At 73.8% G+C, this 24,201-nt stretch carries 19 protein-coding genes; 8 read left to right on the top strand and 11 right to left on the bottom strand.

Annotated elements, in window-relative coordinates:
• The first annotated feature begins 47 nt into the window (after nt 1–47).
• The 5 genes from tal to pgl all read left to right on the top strand — a co-directional run bounded on the left by tal (nt 48) and on the right by pgl (nt 6,501).
• The gene (gene tal, locus EV190_RS18980; protein WP_133742942.1) at nt 48–1,154 is read left to right on the top strand and encodes a transaldolase; all 1,107 of its coding nucleotides are present in this window, start codon (nt 48–50) and stop codon (nt 1,152–1,154) included.
• A gap of 217 nt (nt 1,155–1,371) precedes the next feature.
• The gene (locus EV190_RS18975) at nt 1,372–3,006 is read left to right on the top strand and encodes a glucose-6-phosphate isomerase (RefSeq protein ID WP_133742941.1); all 1,635 of its coding nucleotides are present in this window, start codon (nt 1,372–1,374) and stop codon (nt 3,004–3,006) included.
• A 99-nt stretch (nt 3,007–3,105) separates the two neighbouring features.
• A complete protein-coding gene (gene zwf, locus EV190_RS18970) occupies nt 3,106–4,635 on the top strand; it encodes a glucose-6-phosphate dehydrogenase (protein WP_133742956.1) in 1,530 nt (509 codons plus the stop codon).
• Nucleotides 4,636–4,792: 157 nt separating this feature from the next.
• On the top strand, nt 4,793–5,719 hold the full coding sequence (locus tag EV190_RS18965; RefSeq protein WP_133742940.1) for a glucose-6-phosphate dehydrogenase assembly protein OpcA: 927 nt from the start codon (nt 4,793–4,795) through the stop codon (nt 5,717–5,719).
• On the top strand, nt 5,716–6,501 hold the full coding sequence (pgl, locus tag EV190_RS18960; protein WP_133742939.1) for a 6-phosphogluconolactonase: 786 nt from the start codon (nt 5,716–5,718) through the stop codon (nt 6,499–6,501). The genes EV190_RS18965 and pgl overlap by 4 nt, the downstream gene beginning before the upstream one ends.
• 238 nt (nt 6,502–6,739) lie before the next feature.
• On the opposite strand, the gene EV190_RS18955 is transcribed toward pgl, so the two are convergent.
• The 3 genes from EV190_RS18955 to EV190_RS18945 all read right to left on the bottom strand — a co-directional run bounded on the left by EV190_RS18955 (nt 6,740) and on the right by EV190_RS18945 (nt 11,376).
• Nucleotides 6,740–8,983, bottom strand: coding sequence for a rhamnogalacturonan lyase family protein (locus EV190_RS18955; protein ID WP_133742938.1), 2,244 nt, complete (start codon nt 8,981–8,983; stop codon nt 6,740–6,742).
• Between the two features lie 300 nt (nt 8,984–9,283).
• A complete protein-coding gene (locus tag EV190_RS18950) occupies nt 9,284–10,942 on the bottom strand; it encodes a solute symporter family protein (RefSeq protein WP_133742937.1) in 1,659 nt (552 codons plus the stop codon).
• A complete protein-coding gene (locus EV190_RS18945; protein ID WP_243742670.1) occupies nt 10,939–11,376 on the bottom strand; it encodes a DUF485 domain-containing protein in 438 nt (145 codons plus the stop codon). Before EV190_RS18945 ends, EV190_RS18950 begins: the two co-directional genes overlap by 4 nt.
• A 372-nt stretch (nt 11,377–11,748) precedes the next feature.
• On the opposite strand from EV190_RS18945, the gene EV190_RS23530 reads away from it, so the two are divergent.
• Nucleotides 11,749–12,033 (top strand): TFIIB-type zinc ribbon-containing protein, encoded by a 285-nt coding sequence (locus EV190_RS23530; RefSeq protein WP_166655507.1) that lies wholly within the window; start codon nt 11,749–11,751, stop codon nt 12,031–12,033.
• 340 nt (nt 12,034–12,373) lie between these two features.
• On the opposite strand, the gene EV190_RS18935 is transcribed toward EV190_RS23530, so the two are convergent.
• Entirely contained in the window at nt 12,374–12,817 is a 444-nt protein-coding gene (locus EV190_RS18935) for a DoxX family protein (RefSeq protein WP_133742935.1), read from the bottom strand.
• Nucleotides 12,818–13,165: 348 nt separating this feature from the next.
• Here EV190_RS18935 and EV190_RS18930 point away from each other — a divergent pair, with 348 nt between their 5' ends.
• Nucleotides 13,166–13,420 (top strand): Lsr2 family protein, encoded by a 255-nt coding sequence (locus EV190_RS18930; protein WP_133742934.1) that lies wholly within the window; start codon nt 13,166–13,168, stop codon nt 13,418–13,420.
• Nucleotides 13,421–13,683: 263 nt separating this feature from the next.
• Nucleotides 13,684–15,126, top strand: coding sequence for an amino acid permease (locus EV190_RS18925; RefSeq protein WP_133742933.1), 1,443 nt, complete (start codon nt 13,684–13,686; stop codon nt 15,124–15,126).
• Here EV190_RS18925 and EV190_RS18920 read toward each other — a convergent pair whose 3' ends face one another.
• From EV190_RS18920 to hutH, 7 genes are all read right to left on the bottom strand, one after another.
• The gene (locus tag EV190_RS18920) at nt 15,127–16,242 is read right to left on the bottom strand and encodes a GNAT family N-acetyltransferase (protein WP_394345539.1); all 1,116 of its coding nucleotides are present in this window, start codon (nt 16,240–16,242) and stop codon (nt 15,127–15,129) included.
• 101 nt (nt 16,243–16,343) lie between these two features.
• Nucleotides 16,344–16,874: a hypothetical protein gene (locus EV190_RS18915; RefSeq protein ID WP_133742932.1), complete on the bottom strand. Its 531-nt coding sequence runs from the start codon at nt 16,872–16,874 to the stop codon at nt 16,344–16,346.
• A 66-nt stretch (nt 16,875–16,940) separates the two neighbouring features.
• Complete coding sequence (gene hutI / locus EV190_RS23785; RefSeq protein ID WP_208113239.1) at nt 16,941–18,152, bottom strand: imidazolonepropionase; 1,212 nt, start codon at nt 18,150–18,152, stop codon at nt 16,941–16,943.
• Nucleotides 18,149–19,588 carry a formimidoylglutamate deiminase gene (locus tag EV190_RS23780; RefSeq protein ID WP_208113238.1) on the bottom strand — a complete coding sequence of 480 codons (1,440 nt, stop codon included), beginning with the start codon at nt 19,586–19,588 and terminating at the stop codon, nt 18,149–18,151. Before EV190_RS23780 ends, hutI begins: the two co-directional genes overlap by 4 nt.
• The gene (locus EV190_RS18905; protein ID WP_133742930.1) at nt 19,585–20,808 is read right to left on the bottom strand and encodes an allantoate amidohydrolase; all 1,224 of its coding nucleotides are present in this window, start codon (nt 20,806–20,808) and stop codon (nt 19,585–19,587) included. Before EV190_RS18905 ends, EV190_RS23780 begins: the two co-directional genes overlap by 4 nt.
• A 150-nt stretch (nt 20,809–20,958) precedes the next feature.
• Nucleotides 20,959–22,632 (bottom strand): urocanate hydratase, encoded by a 1,674-nt coding sequence (gene hutU / locus EV190_RS18900; RefSeq protein ID WP_133742929.1) that lies wholly within the window; start codon nt 22,630–22,632, stop codon nt 20,959–20,961.
• Between the two features lie 16 nt (nt 22,633–22,648).
• A complete protein-coding gene (gene hutH, locus EV190_RS18895) occupies nt 22,649–24,193 on the bottom strand; it encodes a histidine ammonia-lyase (RefSeq protein WP_133742928.1) in 1,545 nt (514 codons plus the stop codon).
• Nucleotides 24,194–24,201 lie beyond the last annotated feature (8 nt).

Genomic DNA, 24,201 nt, shown 5'->3' with positions numbered 1-24,201 from the left:
GGCAAGCGAGGCCCTCCCCTGTTTCACCCGAAGGGGAACGACGAGCAATGAGCAGCCCACTTCAGAACCTCTCCGACGCCGGTGTGGCCGTCTGGCTCGACGACATCAGCCGGGAGCGGCTGCGCGGCGGCAACCTCGCCGAGCTGATCGCCGAGCGCAACGTCGTCGGGGTCACCTCCAATCCGACGATCTTCGCCAAGGCCCTCAGTGAGGGCGACGCCTACGACGCCCAGCTGCACGACCTCGCGGTGCGCGGGGTGTCGGTGGACGAGGCCGTACGCGCCATCACCGCCTACGACATCCGCTGGGGCGCCGACGTGCTGCGCCCGGTCTACGACGCCGACGGCGGTGTGGACGGACGCGTCTCGCTGGAGGTCGACCCCCGCCTGGCGCGCGACACCGAGCGCACGATCGCCGAGGCGCGCGCCCTCTGGTGGCTGGTGGACCGGCCGAACCTGATGATCAAGATCCCCGCGACGGTGGAGGGCCTGCCCGCGATCACCGCGGCGCTGGCCGAGGGCATCAGCGTCAACGTGACCCTGATCTTCTCGCTGGAGCGCTACCGCGCGGTGATGGAGGCGTTCCTCACCGGCCTGGAGCGGGCCCGCGAGGCGGGCCGGGACCTGTCCACGATCCAGTCGGTGGCGTCGTTCTTCGTCAGCCGGGTGGACACCGAGGTGGACAAGCGGCTGACGAAGATCGGCACCGAGGAGGCCGTGGGGCTGCGCGGCCGCGCGGCGATCGCCAACGCGCGCCTGGCCTACGCCGCCTACGAGGAGGTCTTCTCGGGGGAGCGCTGGGCGGCGCTGGAGTCGGCCGGTGCCCGGGCGCAGCGCCCGCTGTGGGCGTCCACGGGGGTGAAGGACCCGGAGCTCCCCGACACCCTGTACGTGACCGAGCTGGTCGCGCCGAACACGGTGAACACGATGCCCGAGGCCACGCTGTCGGCGGTGGCCGACCACGGCGAGATCACCGGCGACACCGTCCGCGCGAACTACGGGTCGGCGCGCGCCGACCTGGACGCGGTGGCGGCGGTCGGGGTGGATCTGGACGACGTGGTGAGGGTGCTGGAGAACGAGGGCGTGGACAAGTTCGCCAAGTCCTGGGACGAGCTGCTCACGCGGGTCTCCCAGCAGCTGGACGCCAACGCCTGAGGCCCGTCCCCGATCCGGGCCCCTCACCGCGTGGAACTCCTCCCACGCGTCGGGGGGTCCGAGGTCGGAGCCGACGGTGAACGGCGCCCGAACCCTCGCCCAACTCGCGGGGCCGGTCGCCTGACCGGCGGCCGCGCGGTTTCCCGGATTTCCTTCGGCGCGGCCCTGCCGGACACAATTGCGGGAAACCCGTGTGAGACGAGGAAGGACCATCGCTTTGAGCAGTGATCAGGTACAGGCCGGCGGCCTCACCGTAACCCTGCGCGGCGCGGCGGGCGACGCGTCCCGGACCGCTCTGGAGACGCTCGGCACCGACGGCGTCGCCGCCCGGCTGGCCGCCAAGGACGCCACCCTGTGGGGCCCGGGCGCCGAGGCCGAGGCGTCGGTCCGGCTGGGCTGGGTCGACCTCGCGGAGAGCTCCCGGGCGCTGCTGCCGCGGATCAGGGAGATCGCGGAGGCCAAGCGCGCCGCCGGGCTGGACCGGGTGGTGCTGGCCGGGATGGGCGGCTCCTCGCTGGCCCCCGAGGTGATCGCCGCGAGCCGCGGGGCCGACCTCGTCACCCTGGACACCACCGACGCCCACCAGGTGCGCCGCGCGATCGGGACGGACCTGGCCCGCACGGTCGTGGTGGTCTCGTCCAAGAGCGGCGGGACCGTGGAGACCGACAGCCACCGCCGCGCGTTCGAGCAGGCGTTCACCGACGCCGGGATCGACCCGGCCGAGCGCGTCGTCGTGGTCACCGACCCCGGGTCCCCGCTGGCCGGCCTCGCCGCCGAGCGCGGCTACGAGACCGTGCTGGCGGACCCGGACGTGGGCGGCCGGTACAGCGCGCTGACCGCGTTCGGCCTGGTTCCCAGCGCCCTGGCCGGGGTGGACGTGGAGGCGCTGCTGGACGAGGCCGCCGCGGTCGCCGCGACGCTGGCCGACGACGACAACCCGGCGCTGGCGCTGGGCGCGGTCCTGGGCGGGTTCGGCGGGCACGACAAGGTCGTGCTTGCCGGGCGGACCCCGGCCGGGCTGGGCGACTGGATCGAGCAGCTGGTGGCCGAGTCCACCGGCAAGAGCGGGACCGGTCTGCTGCCGGTGGTCGTGGAGGGCGTGGACGCGCCCGGGTTCACGCCCGGACCCGACACCCACCTGGTGGTCTACGGCGAGGACGCGGCGCCCGGGGCGGACACCGCCGACACCCTGGTGACGGGCCCCCTGGGCGGGCAGTTCCTGGCCTGGGAGTACGCCACCGCGGTGGCGGGCCGCCTGCTGGGGATCGACCCGTTCGACCAGCCCAACGTGCAGGAGTCCAAGGACAACACCAAGGCGCTGCTGGAGTCCTCCAACAACGGGACGCTGCCCACGGGGGCCCCGCTGCTGGTGGACGGCGCCGTGGAGGTGCACGCGTCCGACCCGGCGCTGCTGGGCGACGCCAAGGATCTGGCGGCGGTGCTGCAGGCCCTGGTGCGCTCGGTCCCCGAGGACGGCTACCTGGCCGTGATGGCGTACCTGGACCGCGACGCCGAGGGCGACGGGCGCGCCGCCACGGTGCGCTCCGGCCTCGCCGCGCTGACTCCCCGCCCGGTGACTTTCGGGTGGGGGCCGCGTTTCCTGCACTCCACCGGGCAGTACCACAAGGGCGGACCGGCCAACGGCGTGTTCGCGCAGATCACCGGTGAGGTCACGCAGGACCTGCCGGTGCCGGGCCGACCGTACTCGTTCGCGCGGCTGCAGCTCGCCCAGGCGCTGGGCGACTTCGGCGCGCTCGCCGAGCGGGGCCGTCCCGCCATCCGCCTGCACCTGCGCGACCGGGTCGCGGGCCTGGAGGAACTGAGCCGGGCGCTGGGCGCCGTCCGGCCCTGACGCTCCGGCGCCGTCCCGGCTCCGGCGGAGCCGGGACGGCGCCGGACCCGGCCGCCCGACACCACTACTAGGAAAGAGCCGAAGGTGAAAGAACCGGTGATGCCGGGCGCGGTGCCGAACCCGCTGCGCGACGTGCTGGACCGGCGGTTGCCGCGGATCGCGGGCCCCAGCGTGCTGGTGCTGTTCGGGGTCACCGGCGACCTCGCCCGCAAGAAGCTGCTGCCCGCCATCTACGACCTCGCCAACCGGGGGCTGCTGCCGCCGGGGTTCGGTCTGGTGGGCTTCGCCCGCCGCGACTGGGAGGACCAGGACTTCGCGCAGCTGGCGCACGACTCGGTGCGCGAGCACGCGCGCACGCCCTTCCGCGAGGACGTGTGGCGCCAGCTCAGCGAGGGGGTGCGGTTCGTCCAGGGCGAGCTGCACGACGACGACTCGTTCGACCGCCTGGCGCGGACCGTGCGCGAGCTGGACGCCAGCCGGGGAACCGGCGGCAACTACGCCTTCTACCTGTCCCTGCCGCCCAAGCTGTTCCCGACCGTGGTCAAGCAGCTCAAGCGGTGCGGGCTGGCCGAGTCCGAGGACGACTCGTGGCGCAGGGTCGTCATCGAGAAGCCCTTCGGGCACGACCTGGAGAGCGCGCGGGACCTCAACGCGGTCGTCGACGACGTGTTCCCGCCGCAGTCGGTGTTCCGGATCGACCACTACCTGGGCAAGGAGACCGTCCAGAACCTGATGGCGCTGCGGTTCGCCAACACCCTGTTCGAGCCGATCTGGAACCGCGGCTACGTCGACCACGTGCAGATCACCATGGCCGAGGACATCGGCGTGGGCGGCCGGGCCGGCTACTACGACGGCATCGGCGCGGCGCGCGACGTCATCCAGAACCACCTGCTCCAGCTGCTGGCGCTGGTGGCGATGGAGGAGCCGCTGTCCTTCACCGCCGACGCCATCCGCGCGGAGAAGGAGAAGGCGCTCTCGGCGGTGCGGCTGCCCGACGACCTGGAGGCCGGGACCGCGCGCGGGCAGTACGCGGCCGGGTGGCAGGGCGGCGCGTCGGTGGTCGGCTACCTGGAGGAGGAGGGCATCCCCGACGACTCCATCACCGAGACCTACGCGGCGATCAAGCTGGGCGTGAACACCCGCCGGTGGGCGGGGGTTCCGTTCTACCTGCGCACCGGCAAGCGGCTGGGGCGGCGGGTGACCGAGGTGGCCCTGGTCTTCCAGCGCACCGCGAACCAGGTCTTCAACCACGTCGAGACCGAAGAGCAGGGCGCGAACTCGCTGGTCATCCGGGTGCAGCCGGACGAGGGCGTGACGCTGCGGTTCGGCTCCAAGGTTCCGGGCGCCTCCATGGAGGTGCGGGACGTGAGCATGGACTTCAGCTACGGCGAGTCCTTCACCGAGGCCAGCCCCGAGGCGTACGAGCGGCTGATCCTGGACGTGCTCATCGGCGACCCTCCGCTGTTCCCCCGCCAGGAGGAGGTGGAGCTGTCGTGGAAGATCCTCGACCCGATCGAGGAGCACTGGGCCAAGAACGGCCAGCCCGAGCAGTACGAGTCGGGCACCTGGGGCCCCCGGTCCGCGCACGAGCTCCTGGCCCGGGACGGCCGTCAGTGGCGCAGACCGTGACACCGCGAGCGCACACGCCGCCGGGCCCGGGGACCCCCCGGGGCAGGGGGAGAGACTCGGTCCCCCACTCCCGAGTCCACCACCGTTCGACAAGCGCCCGCCAGAGAAACCTTGAGCCTGTGGACGCCGCGGCGGCGGCCCACCCCGGGGAGGACCGATGACGCTCTACCTTCCGCGCACCACGACCTCGCAGATCGCCGAGGCGCTGGCCACCGAACGGCGCAGCGTCGGCGGCGGCGCGATGAACCTCGTCCTCACCCTCGTCATCGTCACCGACGAGGCCGACCACTACGACGCGGTGCTCGCGGCGACCGAGGCCGGGCACGAGCACCCCAGCCGGGTGATCGCGCTGATCCGCCGCGACCCCGACGCCGAGCCCGCGATCGACGCCGAGATCCGCCGTCCCGGCACGGCCGGACCGGGCGAGGCGCTGCTGCTGCGGCTGTACGGGCCGCTCGGCGGCCACGCCGACTCCGTCGTCACCCCGCTGCTGGTCCCCGACGCCCCGGTGGTGGCGTGGTGGCCGGGGGTCGGCCCGGCCGACCCGGCCTCGGACCCGGTGGGCATGCTCGCGCACCGGCGCATCACCGACGCCCAGCGCGCCGCCGACCCGGTGGCCGACCTGCTGCGCCGGATCGAGCACTACACGCCCGGCGACACCGACCTGACCTGGACCCGGCTCACCCCGTGGCGTTCACTGCTGGCCTCGACCATGGACCAGTCGTGCGGCTGGGTGACGGCCGCCGAGATCGAGGCCGAACCGCACTACCCCACCGCCGACCTGCTGGCGGCCTGGCTGGGCCAGCAGCTGGAGGTGCCGGTGGAGCGCAGGGAGTCCAGCGGTCCGGGGATCACCGGCGCCTCCCTCATCACCGACGACGGCCCCGTGGCGATCAGCCGCAAGGACGGCCGGGTGGCCACGCTGCGGCGGCCGAACCAGCCCGACCAGACGGTTGCGCTGGCGCGGCGGCGGGTGTCGGAGTTCCTCTCCGAGGAGCTGCGCCGCCTGGACGCCGACGAGATGTACGAGCGCACCGCCAGGTCCATGGCGGCGCGGCTCAGCGGTGCGGAGGCCGGGGTATGAGCAAGGTCGTGAACCCTCCGACGGTCGTCGTGCAGTCCGACGCGGACCTGCTGGCGAAGGCCACGGCGGCGCGGATCGTCACCCGGCTGGTGGACGCCCAGGCGCTGCGCGGGACCGCGTCCGTCGTACTGACCGGCGGCGGCATCGGGATCGCGGTGCTGTCCGAGCTGGCGAAGGCCCCGGCGCGCGACGCGATCGACTGGCGCCGCGTGGACGTGTGGTGGGGGGACGAGCGGTTCCTGCCCGCCGGCGACCCCGAGCGCAACGAGACGCAGGCGCGCGCGGCGCTGCTGGACCACGTCCCGGTCCCGGCCGAGCGGGTGCACGTGATGCCCGCGCCCGGCGGGCCCGACGGCGACGACCCCGAGGCGGGCGCGCGGCGCTACGCCGAGGAGCTGCGGGCCGCCGCGGGCGGTGGCGCGGACGCGCCGCCGTTCGACGTGTGCCTGCTGGGGGTGGGTCCGGACGCGCACGTGGCCTCGCTGTTCCCGGAGCTTCCGGCGATGTACGAGACCGAGCGCACCGTGGTCGCGGTGCACGGCTCCCCCAAGCCGCCGCCCGTCCGGGTCTCCCTGACGCTGCCGGCCATCCGCGGTTCGCGCGAGGTGTGGCTGCTGGCGGCGGGTGAGTCCAAGGCCGACGCGGTCCACCTGGCCCTGGGCAAGGCGGGTCCGGTGCAGGTCCCCGCGGCGGGCGCGCGCGGGCGCTCCCGGACGCTGTTCCTGCTGGACCACGCGGCCGCGAGCGCCCTGCCGCCGGGCCTGTACGTGCCGGGGCACTGACCACCCCCGTTACACGGAAACGGCCGCGGGCCCCTCGAAGGAGGGCTCCGCGCCGCCTCCCTCGACGATCTTGACGTCAGCGTCCGATTCTGTCCGTTCTGCAGAACGCTGACGTCAAGATCTATTGGTTCATGATGGGGATGTCGGGGTCGTTTCGACGGGAGCGGCCTCGACCCGCACCCGTCCTCGCCGACCGCGTCGGCGGGGTTCCCCTCGGCGGCTCACCGCACGGAACCGGTCACGGGTAGTGGATGTCCGGCCAGGGCGGGGACGCCATTCCGTCGCCGATGTGGAAGGACGGGTGGGGCGGCTGGTTGTAGGCGGTGTTCTGCCATGCGATCGCCACCCGGTACTGCGTGTCGTGCATCAGGGTGGGAAGGCGCCGGTCGGTGGCGTGGGGCGTCGAGTAGATCCGCAGCGCCGAGCTGTCACCGGTGCGCCAGACGACCTCTTCTCGCCAGTCCCCCAGGATGTCGCCGGACAGCGCCGGGGTGGCCTTCGTGCCGTTGTTGGAGGCCACGCCCGATCCGGTGAGCAGGCGGGTGTCGCCGCCGGGTCCGTACTCGTCGATTCGGGTCTGGTCCAGGAGCTCGCGGCTCGGGTCGCCGTCCCACCAGGCCAGGAAGTTGGCCGATCCGGGCTTGCGGCCCACGCTGCTCCCGTCGGCGCCGAGCAGTCCGTCCACGCTCGACGACCAGAACTCCGCGCCGGGGCTGCCCGACCAGACGTCTCCGGCCACGCCGCGCCCGTTGTCGTCGCCTGACGCGGTGCGCCAGATGGTGGCGCCGGTGCGCGCGTCCGCCAGCCACGCGTCGGGCTGGGAGGCGCTCTCGGACACCCCGTACACCTCCAGGCCCGACCGTCCGGGCACGAGGTCGCCCACGTGCAGGGCGTCGCCGTGGCCGTAGCGGGTGGTCCACATCCGGGTGCCGTCGTCGTCCACGGCCATCGCGCCGAACATGACCTCGTCGCGGCCGTCGCCGTCGGCGTCGGCGACGGACAGGGAGTGGAAGCCCTGGCCGTCGTAGCCCTGCCCGGTGTTGGTGGAGCTGTTGGTGTCGAAGGTCCAGCGCCTGGTGAGCCGCCCGTCCCGGAAGTCCCAGGCCGCGATGACGGTCCGGGTGTAGTAGCCGCGCGAGAACACCATGCTGGGGCGCTCGCCGTCCAGGTAGGCGGTCCCGGCCAGGAAGCGGTCGACCCGGTTTCCGTAGCTGTCGCCCCAGGAGGACACCGTGCCGCGCGCGGGCACGTAGTCCGCGGTGTCCAGGGCCACGCCGGTCCGCCCGTCGAACACGGTGAGGAACTCCGGGCCGGACAGCACGTAGCCGGAGGAGTTGCGGTGGTCGGCCGAGGCCGAGCCGATGACGGCGCCCATGCCGTCGCGGGTTCCGTCGGCGGTCTTCATCGCCACCTCGGCGCGTCCGTCGCCGTCGTAGTCGTACACCTGGAACTGGGTGTAGTGCGCGCCCGCGCGGATGTTGCGGCCCAGGTCGAGACGCCACAGCCGGGTGCCGTCGAGCTCGTAGGCGTCGATCAGGACCGGTCCGGTGTAGCCGGACTGGGAGTTGTCCTTGGCGTTGGCGGGCTCCCACTTGAGCACGATCTCGTACGCGCCGTCGCCGTCGAGGTCGCCGACGCTGGCGTCGTTGGCGTCGTAGGTGTAGGACGAGCCGTTCACGCTGCCGCCCGGGGGCCGCTGCAGCGGCACGTCCAGGTAGCCGTCGGAGAACGCCAGCGAGGCGGGCGAGGCGGCCTGCTCCACGCCGTCGACGACCGGGCGCACCGTGTAGGAGGCGTTCGCCGGCGCGCCCGTGTCCAGGTAGGAGGTGGCCGAGGCCAGCGGGGCGGGGGTGAGCCTGGTGGAGCCCCGGTAGACGTTGAACGCCACGTCCCGGGGGTCTCCGCCCAGCAGCCGCCAACTCACCAGGTTCCCGTCGCCGCTGCGGACGCTGACCAGCCCGCGGTCCAGCCGTTCGGTCTGGCGCGCGCCGTCGGGGTCCTCCGTGCCACCGGGGTCGGGATCGGGGTCGGGGTCGGGCTCGGAGCCGGTCCCGCCGGTGCACACGACGCCGTTCAGCGTGAAGGAGGAGGGGGTTCCCACGGTGCCGGTGTGGGTGGCGTTGAACCCGATGCCGACGGTGGCACCGGTGGCGATCTCGGCGTTCCAGGAGGTGTTGGAGGCCGTGACGCCCGCGCCGGAGGAGGCGAACTCGGCGCCCCAGCCCTGGGTCAGCCGCTCCCCGGAGGGGAACTCCCACTCCAGGGTCCAACCGTCGACCGGGTCTCCGAGGTTGGTGATGTCGACGCTGGCGGTGAAGCCGTTGTTCCACTGGCTGGTGCCGTAGTCGACCCGGCATCCGGCGGCCGCGCTCGCGGGGCCGCCCGCGGCGGCGACCGCCGTGGCGCACAGGGCCAGTGCGGCGGCCGCGGCCAGGGGCCTCCCTGGCCTTCGGGTGCCGCCGGTGGGGGGACGGTGCTGCATGTGCTGACTCCTCACGAGTGCCGTTCGGCCAGGGGGCGGGCCGAAGGTGGCCGGGGGAAGTGACGGGTCCTCTGTCCGCGCGGCCGGCGGTCGTCCTCTCCCGGAGGGGGAGGAGCCCAGAGATGCGGGAGCGCTCCCAGTCCGTCGATCGCCAGCAGAACGTAACACGGCGAACACGCACAGGAAAGGGCTTTCCGTAAAACGTTCCCGTTTCCGGGGGTCTCCCGTCCACCGCGGGGGCGCGGTGGGACCGCCGCGCCCCCGTTCCCGTGGACCGGGCTCCCCGACGGGGACCGCGCCTCAGTGTGCCCCCGTCCCGGTGAGGGAGCGCACCTGGAGCTCCCGGTAGCGGACGGAGTTGCGCTCGGGCGACGACAGGGCGCCGACGACCGCGCACGCGAAACCGATCGGGATGGACACCAGGCCCGGGTTCTCCAGCGGGAAGACCTGGATGTCGATCCAGGCGGGCAGCAGCGAGAGGTTCTCGCCGGACGCGCCGACCTTCCCGGACATGACCGGGGACAGGGTGACCAGGAGCAGGGAGGAGAGCAGCCCCCCGTAGACGCCCGCCTCCACCCCCCTGCCGTTGAACCGGGACCAGAACATCGACAGCACGATGACCGGGAGGTTCGCCGCGGCCGCGGTCGCGAAGGCCAGGCCCACCAGGAAGGCCACGTTGAGGTCCTGGGCGAAGACCGCGAGCAGGATCGCCAGGGCCCCGATGAGCGCGGCGGAGAACCGCGCGACCCCCACCTCCTGGGACTCCTTGGGCCGTCCCCGCATCAGCACGTGGCCGAAGAAGTCGTGTGCCAGGGACGAGGAGGAGGCCAGCGTCAGACTCGCGATGACCGCCAGGATGGTGACAAGGGCGACCGCGCAGACGAACGCCAGCATGATGGAGCCGCCGACCGGGCCGGCCAGGATCGTGCCGAGTTCGCGCGCCAGTTGGGGCACCGCGGTGTTGCCGGAGGGGTCCTGGGCGGCGATCCGCTCGGGCCCCACCAACGCGGCCGCGCCGAAGCCCAGCACCAGCGTCATGAGGTAGAACCCGCCCACCAGCGCGATGGCGCGGTTGACCGAGCCGCGCGCGGTCCGGCTGTCGGGAACGGTGTAGAAGCGGACCAGGATGTGCGGGAGCGCGGCCGTGCCCAGGACCAGGCCCAGACCCAGGCTGAGCAGGTCGAGCTTGTTGACGATGGTCCGCACCGGGTCTCCCGGGACGTCCTGTCCGAAGCGCAGCCCGGGTTCCAGGAACGCCCTGCCCTTTCCGCTGGCCTCGGCGGCCGCGCCGAGCAGGCCGCTGACGTCGAACCCGAACACGGCCAGGACCGCGGCCGCCATGAGGGCCGTCCCGGCCAGCAGCAGCAGGGCCTTGACGATCTGCAGCCAGGTGGCGGCCCGCATGCCGCCGTACATGACGTAGGCGATCATCAGGACGCCCACCGTGACGATGGCCGCGGTGCGGGCCGCGGCCGCGTCCATGCCCAGGAGGGACTCGCCCTGGTCGAAGCCGAGCATGAGGGTGACCAGCGCGCCCGCGCCGACCATCTGGGCCAGCAGGTAGCAGACCGAGACGGTGACGGTGGAGACGGCGCAGGCCAGGCGCACCCGCGCGCGGCGCATGCGGAAGCCCGGGATGTCGGCCATGGTGAAGCGTCCGGTGTTGCGCACCAGCTGCGACAACGGCAGCACGAGCAGCCAGGCGGCGAGGAAGCCGACGGAGTACAGGAGGCCGTCGTAGCCGTTGAGCGCGATGGTCCCGGCGATGCCGAGGAACGACGCGGCCGACAGGTAGTCGCCGGTCAGCGCCAGGCCGTTCTGGGTTCTGCCGTAGCCGCGGCCGCCCGCGTAGAAGTCCGCGGCGCCCCCGCCCCCGCGGCCCGCGCGGACGGTGACGGCGAGCGTGACCCCGGAGAACAGCGCGAAGAGTCCGATGGTCCAGATCTGTCCGGTCGTCACGGCCGCACCACCCGGCCGTGACGGGCGGCGCTCTCCTCCGCCTTCTCGATGCGCAGTTCGGCGGCGAGCGGATCGAGGCCGCGCGCGGCGCAGCGGCCGTACCCCCAGGCCAGCAGGAAGGTCGACGCGAACTGGAGGACGCCGAGAATTAGCGCGACATTGATGGACCCGGCGACCCGGACGGCCATGAAATCACGCGCGAATGCGGTGAGGAAGATATAGCCGAGATACAAACCGAGAAAAAGGACGGCGAGGACAGCGAATTGACGAATGAATCGTTTACGCAGCTTCACAAAGCGCGGGTCGCTCCCCATACGCACGGCCTGGACGCTCTGCTGGACCAGTTGCCGGCGCTGCGCCTGGCAGGCCGGATACCCAGGCTTCTCACCTGAATGGAGCGGTCTACTGATGACAACTTCGAGATGGTCGAACACATTTTCCCCTTTTTTGGGGACGGCTCCGTCTCATCCCCTATCGGAACCGCCCCCTCCCCCGTGGCCCACACGGCCCTGATACGGCCGGCGGATACCATACATTTTCAGACAAGTCCCGCAGGGCGGGTCGCGGATAGAATTCGCGGCACGCCGGAAAGTTGCAGACAAGGCAACACGATAACCAGCGACCCTGGTTCACGTTCGGCGTATGAGAGATTTCGGATGCCAAATTCGCGTGAATCCGGACAGTGGGCCATAGAGGGGGATGTTCGGCGGCCCGGTGCCGGGCCCGGCGCGGAGCCGGTCACGAGTCGCGCGCGATTTCCGCGGTCCGGTGGAACCGAAGGGCCCGGTCGCGGTATCCAAGAGCACATGACGCAGCTTTCCTGCCCCAAATGCCCCGGTTCGCTCAGTCGGGAGACCCTCGTCGGCGTGACGGTCGACAAGTGCTCGCGGTGTCGAGGGCTGTTCCTCGACCGGGGCGAGCTCGAACAACTGCTGGAGGCCGAGCACCGCTGGCGGCGCGGACACGAAGGCGGGTACAACGGCGGTCGCCACCACCGCGGGGACGAGGACGACGACGCCTACGCGAGAAGCGACTACCAGGGCGGGCGCCGCAGACGCCAGGCGAGCTTCCTGGACGAGATCTTCGACTAGGGAAGCTCCGGCGCGGGGGTGGTTCGGCGTGCCGGTGCTCCGGGCGGGTCTTTCGGTCTCACGCCACGCGGATCGCGAGGTCACGGCGGGCGGCGACGGCGGGTGAGGGCCGGTTCCGCCCCCGCCCGGAATGATCACGGGCTTTCCGCCCTTCAAGGCCCCGGAACGGGCAGAAGGCCCAAGACCGTCAACGGGACCCTCGCACAACGGGCGCTGTGGGCGCGGCCCCGGCCCGTCAGCGGTTGGGCCCCCGGAAACGCCACGCCCACCGGGAGAAGCGGGGCGGGCGCGTCCTCCCAGCGCTCCCGCCCCGCGGTCATCCGCGTCCCGCGTCAGCGCCTCAGACCGCGGCCCGCACCGTCTCCGCGCGGCGGGTTCCCCACGGCAGGAAGCGGTCCACCGCGAGGGAACCCCCCGAGAACCCGAGCGCCAGCGCCGAGGCGCCGAGCACCAGGACCACTTCGTAGCCGCCCACGAGTGCGTCGCCGACATGGGCGAAGGTGTAGGCGCCGACCATGAAGGCGGCCAGCGCGGCGCCCGCCGCGGGCAGCGCGAAGCCGACGATCAGGGCGAGGCCGCCCCCGATCTCGACGGTCATCGCCGTGACGGCGGCGACCTGCGGGAGCGGGATGCCCATGCTCCCGAACCCCTGGGCGACGCCGTCGACGCCCGTCCCGATCTTCTGCAGGCCGTGCGCGATGAACACCGCCCCCACGACGATCCTGGCCAGAAGCGCGGTGATGTCGGCGGGCCACGCGTTGATCCGCTGCGTACGTTCGGTCATCGTTCCTGTCTTCCTTCGAAGGGGGATGGAATGGTGTCGGCGCGGATTCGGCCCGTGCCCCTGAGCCGAAACGCCTCGGAAGCATCTTCCGAGGAAAGTAGATCGTATACGAACACACCCCGACACGTAAAGTAGCCAATTTCACTCCCCTGTGAGCCGGACCGCACACCGCCCGGAACAGGGTGGTCATAAGGGCCACCGGTCTTCGCTAGGCTCTCGGGGGCGACGGGTCCGCGAACTCCGCCGAAACCGGCACGGAGCTCCCCCTTCCCATTCACTTCCCGTTTTCGAACGCGTGTATGATTCCGGTGCCAGCACCCATACCGCTACCGAAGGGAAGCCGCCATCGTGGTCACCGAGGTCTTCACGCGCAAGTATTGCGACCCGCACGCCGTTCGCGACGAGAAGGTCGAGGCCACCGAGGTCATCCAGTTCGCCTGGGACGGCACCGTTCGCGAGGTCGACTCCTGCGAGGAGTGCAAGAAGGAGTACGAGACCCAGTTCGAGCCGCTGGTGGACTACTCCCGCCCGGTGAAGAAGCGTCGCGTCACCAAGAAGACCGAAGACTCCGCCGCGTCCGGGGACGAGTCCGCCGAGGGCTGACCGCCCTCGGAACGCGCCTCCGGGGCGTGCCGTTCGAAGGCTTCCGGTTCGGCGGGCGCGGAGTGATCCGCGCCCGTCCCGGGTCATGAGGCACGACCCCGCGGTCGGCGCCGGGTTTCCGCCCGGCGCCGACCGCTTTTGCGTGTCTCCCGAGCCGCGGACGCTTCCGTGCTGGTAGGAGAGGAATTCCGGGTAGGGGATCCCGCCCCGACACCCGGTCTCCCGCGGCCCCGCCGGGCCCGGCAACGGAGCTGGAGCCTCTCTTGAGCATTTGGCGCACCAAGACCATCGAACAGTCGATCCAGGACACCGACGAGCCGGGGCACCGGCTGCGCAGGGATCTGAGCGGCCTCGACCTGATCGTCTTCGGCATCGGCGTCATCATCGGGACCGGCATCTTCGTGGTCACGGGGCGCCAGGCCGCCGAGAACGCCGGTCCCGCCATCATCGCGGCCTTCCTCGTCGCCGGCCTGGTGTGCGCGCTGGCGGCCATGTGCTACGCCGAGTTCGCCTCGACCGTGCCGGTGGCCGGCAGCGCCTACACCTTCGGGTACGCCACCCTCGGCGAGTTCGTCGCCTGGGTCATCGGCTGGGACCTGGTCCTGGAGTTCACGCTGGCCGCCTCCGTGGTCGCGGTGGGCTGGTCCGAGTACGCGGGCGACCTGATCGGGACGCCGACCTCCGTCCCCGTCGGCGGGGGCTACTCGGTCGACCTCGGCGCCATGGCCATCGTCGTGCTGCTGGGCCTGGTCAGCGTGATGGGCGCCAAACTCTCGGGGCGGGTCACCGCGGTCGTGGTGACCGTCAAGGTCGGCATCGTGCTGTTCATCATCGCCGTCGGCGCGTTCTACGTGGACACCGCCAACTGGACCCCGTTCGTCCCCCCGGCCGAACCGGTACCGACGGGAACCGGGTCGATCGGCCACCAGCCCCTCACCCAGGTGATGCTGGGCCTGGAGCCCAGCTCCTTCGGCCTGTGGGGCGTCATCGCGGCCGCGTCCGTGGTGTTCTTCTCCTTCATCGGCTTCGACGTCGTCGCCACCACCGCCGAGGAGACCAGGAACCCCCGGCGCGACATCCCCGTGGGCATCTTCGGGTCGCTGGTCATCGTGACGATCCTGTACATGGCGGTAGCCGCCGTCGTCACCGGGATGCGCCCCTACACCGAACTGGGCGTGGACGCGCCCCTGGCCGAGGCGTTCCGCGCGGTCGGCGCGGACTGGGCCGCCACGCTCATCTCCCTGGGCGGCGTCATCGGCATCACCACCGTCATCCTGGTGCTGATGATGGGCCAGTCCCGGGTGGCGTTCGCGATGTCCCGGGACGGGCTGCTGCCGCGCGGCCTGTCCAGGACGCACCCGCGTTTCGGCACGCCGTACGTGATGGCCGCCATCACCACCGTCTCGGTGGCGCTGCTCGCCGGCCTCGTACCGATCGGCACGCTGGAGGAGATGGTCAACATCGGCACCCTGTTCGCCTTCGTGGTGGTGTCCCTCGGCGTGATCGTGCTGCGCCGGACCCGCCCTGACCTGCCCCGGGCCTTCCGGGCCCCGTGGGTGCCGGTCCTGCCGGCCGTCTCTGCGCTGGCCTGCGTCTGGCTGATGCTGAACCTGACCGTCGACACCTGGATCCGGTTCGTGGTGTGGATGCTGCTGGGGACCGTCGTGTACTTCCTGTACGGCGTCCGCAGGAGCCGCCTGGCCTGATCACGCCTTCGCGGCCGGGCCCCCGGGCGCGCCCGCCTGGCCGAGCAGGGTCATCAGCCGGCCCGGCCTCCGCGAGGGGGTGGTCCCCGCGACGGGCAGGCGCGCCTGGACGACGCCCTCGCGCGGCGGGTGGACGGTGGCGCCGAGGCGGCGCATGATCCGCTGCATGGGCTGGTTGTCGGGGACGGTCTCGGCGCGGACCTCGGCCAGCCCCCAGTCGGCGGCGACGGCGGTGAGGACCCGCGCCAGGCAGGTTCCGATGCCGCTGCCCTGCCAGGCGTCCTCGACCAGGAACGCGATCTCGCCGACCCCCGGGTCCATTGTGTACATCAGGTGGGCGAGCGCGACGGGATCGCCGCCACCGCCGGGCCGGGCCGCGAGGGTCAGCCCGCGCCCGGGGTCGCAGAAGACGTCGATCATGCTCGGGCTGACGTCGCGCGTGCCCGAGAGGTAACGCCTGCGCCTGGTCTCGGCGGAGGAGCGCCGGTGCAGCCGGTGCAGCGCGTCGGCGTCGCCCGCGCCGACCCGCCAGACGAACAGCTCGACGCCGCGGTGGGTGACGACCGAGCCCCGGGTGGGGGCCGGCCCGGCGGGGGGCAGGACCGAGCGCACCAGGGCATCGGCGCGGGCCGACTCGGTCCAGGTGAAGGGGCGGTCCAGTCGGCGCAGCCGGACCGCGCGCAGCGGGCCGACCGGAACGGTCAGGACGCTCTCGGGCTCCTCGGGGAAGTCCGGGACGGTCCTGCCGAGACCGGTCCAGCGGGCCTCGTCGGCGTCCAGGAGTTCGCGCAGCGCCTCGGGCAGCTGGTTGGGCTCGCTCCTCAGGCGCGCGGTGAGCAGGAGGGAGCGCGTGACGTCGTCGACCACGTCCTTGGGCGCCGCGGGCACCGCCATGACGTCGCCGTCCCGGCTGCGCCGGGTGAGGTCGGCGACCAGGCCGTGGTGGGAGCCGGGGACGTCGACGACGAACTCGTCGACCACTCCCACGGGATCGGTGTGGATGGACAGCCCCACGACGTTCCCGCCGTGCTCGGCCATGGCCTGGACGATTCCCGCCAGTTGCCCCGGCCGGTCCTCGACCGCCACGCGGATCCGCCACAGAGCCACTGCCCCCACCCCCACACGATCGCGGTCTCGCACCCTCGTCCCCTCATTCTCCGGACCGCGTGTTTCGCCGGTGCTACGCGCGTGTGAGGAACGGGGCCCGCTCCCGGAGGTCAGCCGAGGACCACCGCGAGCAGGAGGACGAACGATACGGCGAGGCCCCCCAGACATCCAGCCGACAGACCGCTCCTTCGCGGACCGGTCCGCGGGGCCGGCCGTTCGGGGGCGGTCTCACGGCGCCTCCGCCGCAGCAGCGCGCGCGGGCCGGACGCCGCCGTGTGCGCGGCCCGGTGGTGCAGCGCCCGCATGGCCCGCGCCGCGGCGGCGTAGCCCTCCTCGCGGTCGCGCAGCGCGATGAGCTCGGCGCGCGCCGCCAGCAGCCGGTCGTCGACACCCGGGGCGAGTCCCGGCCGGGTGGCCGCGACCTCCGAGAGCAGCACGCCGAACCGTTCGAAGTCCGCCAGGACCGCCGCGAGGGGCGTTCCCGTCCGGATCGGCCCCGGTGGCGGATCGAGCAGCGCCGCGACCTCGCACAACCGGTCTCGGGCGACGCCCGAGACCGCCTCCATCAGGTCCGTCCACTGCCGGACGGGATCGGTGTGGTCGTCGCGCGCCAGCGCGACGTAATCGTTGATGCCGGTCATGGGACACCACACTCGCGCACCGGCCCCCGGGGCGTCCACCCGGCCCGGGACCGGCCTCCCCCTTTCTCAGCCCGGGTCCCCCGCGACCAGGTCGCCGTCCTTCCACACCGCCGCGGTCTGGGGCACGCCCGGCCGGTAGGCCAGATAGACCGGGTCGGGCGCGTCGAGCAGGAGCATGTCGGCGCGGGCCCCGACGCCCAGGTGGCCGATGTCGGCGCGGCGCAGGGCCGCCGCTCCCCCGGCGGTGGCCGCCCACAGCGCCTCGTCGGGGCTCATCCGCATCTCGCGCACCGCCAGGGCTATGCACAGGGCGATGCTGGAGGTGAAGCAGGACCCGGGGTTGCAGTCCCCGGCCAGGGCGACGACGGCCCCGGCGTCCAGGAGCGCGCGGGCGTCGGGGTAGGGCTGGCGGGTGGAGAACTCCACACCGAGCAGCAGGGTGGCGACGGTGCCGCCGGCCGAGGCCGAGTCGGCGAGCGCGGCGACGTCCGCGGCGTCCAGGTGGGTGCAGTGGTCGACGGAGGCCGCGCCGAGTTCGACGGCCAGGCGGACACCCGGGCCCGGGCCGAGCTGGTTGCCGTGCACGCGGGCGAGCAGGCCGCCGCTCCGCCCCGCGGTCAGGACGGCGCGCGCGGCGTCGGCGTCGAAGGCCCCGCGTTCGCAGAACACGTCGATCCAGCGCGCGTGCGGCGCGCAGGCCGCCAGCATCGGCCCGGTGACCAGGTCCACGTATCCGGCGGGGTCGTCCGCGTACTCGGGCGGCACCACGTGCGCGCCCAGGAAGGTGACCTCGTCGGTGAGGCGTGCGGCGATCCGGGCCGAGCGCTCCTCGTCGGCCACGGTGAGGCCGTACCCGGTCTTGACCTCCAGGGTGGTGGTGCCCTGGGCGCGGGCCTCGCGCAGCAGCCGGACCGCGTTGGCGCGCAGCTCGGCGTCGGTGGCGGCGCGGGTCGCGGCGACGGTGGCGTGGATGCCGCCCGCGCGGTACGGCTCGCCGTTCATCCGGGCGGCGAACTCGCGGCCGCGGTCCCCGGCGAACACCACGTGGGAGTGGCTGTCCACGAAGCCGGGGACGAGGCAGCGCCCCGCGGCGTCCACCCGCACGTCGGCGGCCGGCGCGTGCGCGCTCGGGCCGACCCAGGCGACGCGGCCGCCCTCGACCACGACCGCGGCGTCGGTCACCGGTCCGAGCGGGCCGGGACCGAGCCGGGGGTCGTTGGTGACGAGCACGCCGACGCGGTCGACGAGCAGGGACTCGGGCAGGATTCGGGTGGTCACGGGTTCGACTCCTTGACGGCGGCGTCGAGGACGCGGGGCAGGTCGGGGATTCCCTGGTGGACGCCGTCGCGCACGATCCAGCGGCCGTCCGCCATGACGTGCCGGACGTCGGCCGCGGTCGCCGCGAAGACGACCGCGCCGATGGCGTGGGCCGGGTCGAACCCGGCCAGGCGTACGCCGTCCGTGTCGAGTGTGACCAGGTCCGCGCGGGCGCCGGGGACGATGGCGCCCGCGCGCCCGGGACCGGACTCGTCCCAGCCGAGGCTCGCGTGGCCGTGCGCCAGGGCCGCGCGGGCCAGGTCGCGCGGCGCCAGGACGCCGCGCCGTCCGCCGCGCAGGCGTTCGTGCAGTTCGGCGCCGCGCATCTCCTCGAACATGTCGATCTGGGCGTGCCCGTCGGTGCCGAGGGCGAGCCGCGCGGCGGCGCCCGTTCCGGACGCCGCCAGGAGGTCGGGGACTCGGGCCACGCCGTCGGCGAGGTCGCGCTCGGTCGTGGGGCACAGGCACACCGTGCAACGGGCCGCGCGCAGGGCCGCCACGTCGCCGTCGGCGAGGTGGGTGGCGTGCACCGCGCTGGTACGGCGGGTGAGCGCGCCCGCGTCGGCGAGCACGACGGCGGGGGTGCTTCCGTAGGCGGCGAGGCAGGCCTCGTTCTCGGCGGGCTGCTCGGACAGGTGGACGTGCAGGGGGCGGTCCTCCTCCGCGGCCCATTCGGCGACGGCGGGGATCTGCTCCCGGGGCACGGCCCGCACCGAGTGCACGGCCGCGCCGACGCGGGCGTGCGGGCCGTCGGGCCGGAACGCGGCGACCCGGTCGGCCCACGCCTCGGCGTCGGCGTCGCCGAACCGCAGTTGGGCGCCCCGCAGCGGCCGCGCGCCTTCGGGGGACGGGCCGCCGGTCAGGTAGCAGGCGTCGAGCAGGGTGACGCGGATCCCGGCGTCGGCCGCCGCGGCGACGAGTGCCGCGCTCATGGCGTTGGGGTCCGCGTACGGGGTTCCGCCCGGGCCGTGGTGCAGGTAGTGGAACTCGCCGACGCAGGTGATCCCGGCCAGCGCCATCTCCGCGTAGACCGCGCGGGCGAGCCGGTGGTAGGAGTCGGGGTCGAGGCGGGCGGCGACGCCGTACATGCGCTCGCGCCAGGTCCAGAAGGAGCCGGCGCCGTCGTGGGTGCGGCCGCGCAGCGCGCGGTGGAAGGCGTGGGAGTGGCTGTTGGCCATGCCCGGGATGGTCAGGCCCGGCAGCTCCTCGGCCCCGGGACCGGCGGGGGCCGCGCGGGCGACGTCCGTGACGGTGCCCTCCGCGCCCACCTCGACCAGGACGTCGGGGGCGACGTCGCCCTCGCCGTCCCACAGCCACTCGCACCGGTAGCGGCGGACCGGACCGGGGCGGCCGCCGGTGTCCGGTCCGCGTGGCCGGGAGGACGCCGAAGTGGTCACGGCCGCTCGGCTCCGGTGAGGTCGGCCAGGGTGTCGGCGAGTGCGGCGACCCCGGCGTGGCGGTCGGCGAGGTCGACGTGCTCCTCGGGCGCGTGCGAGATCCCGGTGGGGTTGCGCACGAAGAGCATCGCCGTGGGCACGGCGGCGGCCAGGATTCCCGCGTCGTGGCCCGCGCCGGTCGCCAGCGCGGGGGCGGGGGCGCCGGCGCCAGCGAGGGCGGCGACGCGGTCGCGCAGGGCGCCGGGGAAGTCCACCACGGGGGTGAAGGACTCCTGGTAGCTGGCCAGGGTGACGCCGTGTTCGGCGGCGGCCAGGCGGGCCGCGATGTCCACGCCGCCGACGAGGGAGCGCAGGGCGGCCTCGTCGGGGGCGCGGGCGTCCAGCCAGGCCCGGACCCGCGAGGGGATGGCGTTGGTGCCGTTGGGGGCGACGTGCGCCTTGCCGACGGTCGCGACGGCGTCGTGCTCGGCCGCGGCGCGGCGCACGGCCAGGACCGTCTCGGCGAAGGGCAGCATGGGGTCGTTGCGGTCGGCCAGGCGGGTGGTCCCCGCGTGGTCGGCCTGGCCGGAGAAGTCCAACCGCCAGCGGCCGTGCGGCCAGACCCTGTCGGCCACGCCCACCGGCGCGCCGCGGTGGACGAGGGCGCGGCCCTGCTCGACGTGGAGTTCGACGAAGACGCCGACGCGGGCGAGGCGTTCGGGGTCGGCGCCGATCCGCTGGGGGTCGAAACCGGCGTCGGCCATGGCGCGGCCCCAGGTGACGCCGTCGGCGTCGGCGAGGCCGCGGGCGCGTTCGGGCGTGACGGCGCCGGTGAGCAGGCGCGAGCCGAGGCAGGGCATTCCGAAGCGCGCGCCCTCCTCCTCGACGAAGACGGTGACGGCGAGCGGTCGGACGGGGCGCAGGCCGCGCCGGTCGAGCTCGTCCACGGCCGCGAGCGCGCTGACCACTCCGAGGGGGCCGTCGAACGCGCCCCCGTCGGGGACCGAGTCCAGGTGCGAGCCGGTGACCACCGCGTCGGGCCCGGGGTCGCCCCACCAGGCCCACAGGTTGCCGTTGCGGTCGGTCTCCACCGCCAGGTCCCGCGCGACGGCCTCGGCGGTGAACCAGGCCCGCACATCAGCGTCGGCGGGGGTCCAGGAGTAGCGCCGGTACCCGCCGGTGGCGCGGTTCCGCCCCAGCGGGGCGAGGCCGGCCCACATGGCGTCGAAGGTGTCGCTCATCGGTCTCTCCTCATCACGGGCGTGCTCCTCGTGGTTGTCCACAGGCCCGGCCGCGCGGCCGGCGTCCGGGGTCCGACAGCCCCGCACCGGTCCGTACGGCTTGGCCTCGGGGGTGGCCGTCCCCCGGACGGGGCGGGGTGTGGGTTGCCGTCACCCCTCGCTCATCGGCACCCGGAGGCCGTGCCGTGCGGCGACCGCCTCGGCCTCGGGGTAGCCCGCGTCCGCGTGCCGCAGCACACCCGTGCCCGGGTCGTTGGTGAGGACGCGCTCCAGTTTGGCCGCGGCCAGCTCGGTGCCGTCGGCGACGCTCACCTGGCCCGCGTGGACCGAGCGGCCGATGCCCACGCCTCCGCCGTGGTGGACGGACACCCAGGTCGCGCCCGAGGCCGTGTTGACCAGGGCGTTGAGGAGCGGCCAGTCCGCGATCGCGTCCGACCCGTCCCTCATCGCCTCGGTCTCGCGGTACGGCGACGCCACCGACCCGGTGTCCAGGTGGTCGCGTCCGATCGCCAGGGGCGCGCTGATCTCGCCCGCGGCCACCAGCTCGTTGAAGCGCAGCCCCGCCGCGGCGCGGTCGCCCTGGCCGAGCCAGCAGATGCGGGCGGGCAGCCCCTGGAACGCCACCTTCTCCCCCGCCGCCCGGATCCACCGCGCCAGCGGCTCGTCGTCGGGGAACAGGTCGAGGACGGCCCGGTCGGTGCGCGCGATGTCGGCGGGGTCCCCCGACAGGGCCGCCCACCGGAACGGGCCCCTGCCCTCGCAGAACAGCGGCCGGATGTAGGCGGGCACGAACCCCGGGAAGTCGAACGCGCGGGCGTACCCGGCGGTCCTGGCCTCTCCCCGGATGGAGTTGCCGTAGTCGAACACCTCGGCGCCCGCGTCCATGAACCCGACCATCGCGGCCACGTGCGCGGCCATGGACTCTCGGGCCCGGTCGGTGAACGCGGCGGGGTCCGCCGCGGCCAGCGAGCGCCGGTCCGCGACGTCCACGCCGACGGGCAGGTAGGCCAGCGGGTCGTGCGCGGAGGTCTGGTCGGTGACCACGTCGACGGGCGCGCCCCTGCGCAGCAGTTCGGGCAGCACCTCCGCGGCGTTGCCGAGCACGCCCACGGACAGCGGGCGGCGCGCGTCGCGCGCTTCGACCGCCAGGCGCAGCGCCTCGTCCAGGTCCGCGGCCCGCACGTCCAGGTAGCGGGTCGCCAGCCGACGCTCGATCCGGCTGGGGTCGACCTCCACGACCAGGGCCACGCCGCCGTTCATGGTGACCGCGAGCGGCTGGGCGCCGCCCATCCCGCCCAGTCCCGCGGTCAGCGTGATCGTCCCGGCCAGGTCGCCCGGGCCGTTCCCGCCGCCGAGCTTGGCGGCCACCGCCGCGAACGTCTCGTAGGTGCCCTGGAGGATGCCCTGGGTGCCGATGTAGATCCACGATCCGGCGGTCATCTGCCCGTACATGGTCAGGCCGAGCGCCTCCAGGCGGCGGAACTCCTCCCAGTCCGCCCAGTCCGGGACGAGGTTGGCGTTGGCGATGAGCACGCGCGGCGCCCACTCGTGGGTGCGCAGGACCCCGACGGGGCGCCCCGACTGCACCAGCAGCGTCTCGTCGTCCTCAAGGGAGCGCAGCGACGCGGTGATCCGCTCGAAACTCGCCCAGTCGCGGGCGGCGCGGCCGGTGCCGCCGTAGACGACGAGCTCGTCGGGGTGCTCGGCGACCTCGGGGTCGAGGTTGTTGTGGAGCATCCGCAGCGCGGCTTCGGTCTGCCAGCTCTTGGCGGTGCGTTCGGCGCCGCGCGCGGCGCGGACGGGTCGGGGTCCCGGGACGGTCACGTGGAGGCTCCCTGCTTCAGACGAGTCCGGTGACGGATTCGACGGCGGCCAGCACGGTGCCGTCGGCGATGAGTTCGGCGGCCGCGGCGATCTCCGGGGCGAGGTGGCGGTCGGGGCCGGGGCCGGAGACGCGTTCGCGCAGGGCGGCGACGGCCGCGCCGGTGGCCGGGGCGGGTTCCAGCGGGGCGCGCAGGTCCAGGGCGCGCGCGGCGGTGAGCAGTTCCACGGCGAGCACGCTGGTGAGCCCGTCCACCGCGCGGCGCAGCTTGCGCGCGGCCGACCAGCCCATGGACACGTGGTCCTCCTGCATGGCCGAGCTGGGGATCGAGTCGACGCAGGCGGGAACGGCCAGGCGCTTGAGTTCGGACACGATGGCGGCCTGGGTGTACTGGGCGATCATGTGCCCCGAGTCCACACCGGGGTCGTCGGCGAGGAAGGCGGGCAGGCCGTGCGAGCGGGCGACGTCCAGCATGCGGTCGGTGCGGCGCTCGCTGATGGAGGCGACGTCGGCGACCGCGATGGCCAGGAAGTCCAGCACGTAGGCGACGGGCGCGCCGTGGAAGTTGCCGTTGGACTCCAGGCGACCGTCGGCGAGGACGACGGGGTTGTCGATGACGGAGTCGAGTTCGCGGGCCGCGACGGCCTCGGCGTGCGCGAGCGTGTCGCGCGCGGCCCCGGCGACCTGCGGGGCGCAGCGCAGCGAGTAGGCGTCCTGGACGCGGGCGCAGCCGGACCCCCGGTGCGAGGCGACGATGGGCGAGTCGGAGAGCAGGGCGCGCATGTTGGCGGCCGCCGCGGCCTGGCCCGGGTGCGGCCGCAGTTCCTGCAGGTCTGCGGCGAACACCCGGTCGGTGCCCAGCAGCGCCTCGACGCTCATGGCGGCGGTCAGGTCCGCCGTCCGCAACAGCGCGCGCAGGTCGTGGCAGGCCAGGAGCAGCATGCCGAGCATGCCGTCGGTGCCGTTGACCAGGGCCAGCCCCTCCTTGGCGCCGAGCTCCACCGGGCGGATCCCCGCGTCGTGGAGGGCGGTGTAGGCGGGGGCGGGTTCGCCGTCGGCGGTGCGCACGGTGCCCTCCCCCATGAGGGCGAGTCCCACGTGCGCGAGCGGCGCGAGGTCGCCGGAGCAGCCGAGGCTGCCGAACTCGTGCACGACGGGGGTGACACCCGCGTTGAGCAGCGCGGCCACCGCTCGGGCGGTCTCGGGCCGCACCCCCGTGCGGCCCGACGCCAGGGTCCGCAGCCGCAACAGCATGAGGGCGCGCACGACCTCGCGCTCGACCTCGGGGCCGGTGCCCGCGGCGTGCGAGCGGATCAGCGACTTCTGCAGGCGTTCGCGCAGCTCCGGCGCGATTCCCCGGGTGGCCAGCGCGCCGAACCCGGTGCTCACCCCGTACGCGGGGACCTGCCCGGCGGCCAGGGCCTCGACCCGCTGGCGCCCTTCGGTGACGGCCTTGAGCGCGTCGTCGGTGAGCCGCACGGGCGCGCCGTGGCGGGCGACGGCGACGACCTCGGCGGGGCTGGGCGGGCGGGGGCCGATCGGGACGGCGGCTGCGGTCGACATGGTCCCAT

This window comes from Actinorugispora endophytica (genome assembly GCF_004363075.1).
GTDB lineage: Bacteria > Actinomycetota > Actinomycetes > Streptosporangiales > Streptosporangiaceae > Actinorugispora > Actinorugispora endophytica.
Note: the sequence above shows the minus strand (reverse complement) of the source record. Positions and strands in the feature narration are given on the sequence as shown.

Coding starts and splice junctions, on each gene's coding strand:
- EV190_RS18935 (WP_133742935.1), bottom strand. CDS start 12,817: ATGACCGAACGTACGCAGCGGATCAACGCGTGGCCCGCCGACATCACC.
- EV190_RS18905 (WP_133742930.1), bottom strand. CDS start 20,808: ATGAGCGACACCTTCGACGCCATGTGGGCCGGCCTCGCCCCGCTGGGG.
- EV190_RS23530 (WP_166655507.1), top strand. CDS start 11,749: ATGACGCAGCTTTCCTGCCCCAAATGCCCCGGTTCGCTCAGTCGGGAG.
- EV190_RS18915 (WP_133742932.1), bottom strand. CDS start 16,874: ATGACCGGCATCAACGATTACGTCGCGCTGGCGCGCGACGACCACACC.
- tal (WP_133742942.1), top strand. CDS start 48: ATGAGCAGCCCACTTCAGAACCTCTCCGACGCCGGTGTGGCCGTCTGG.
- zwf (WP_133742956.1), top strand. CDS start 3,106: ATGCCGGGCGCGGTGCCGAACCCGCTGCGCGACGTGCTGGACCGGCGG.
- pgl (WP_133742939.1), top strand. CDS start 5,716: ATGAGCAAGGTCGTGAACCCTCCGACGGTCGTCGTGCAGTCCGACGCG.
- EV190_RS18955 (WP_133742938.1), bottom strand. CDS start 8,983: ATGCAGCACCGTCCCCCCACCGGCGGCACCCGAAGGCCAGGGAGGCCC.
- hutH (WP_133742928.1), bottom strand. CDS start 24,193: ATGTCGACCGCAGCCGCCGTCCCGATCGGCCCCCGCCCGCCCAGCCCC.
- EV190_RS18965 (WP_133742940.1), top strand. CDS start 4,793: ATGACGCTCTACCTTCCGCGCACCACGACCTCGCAGATCGCCGAGGCG.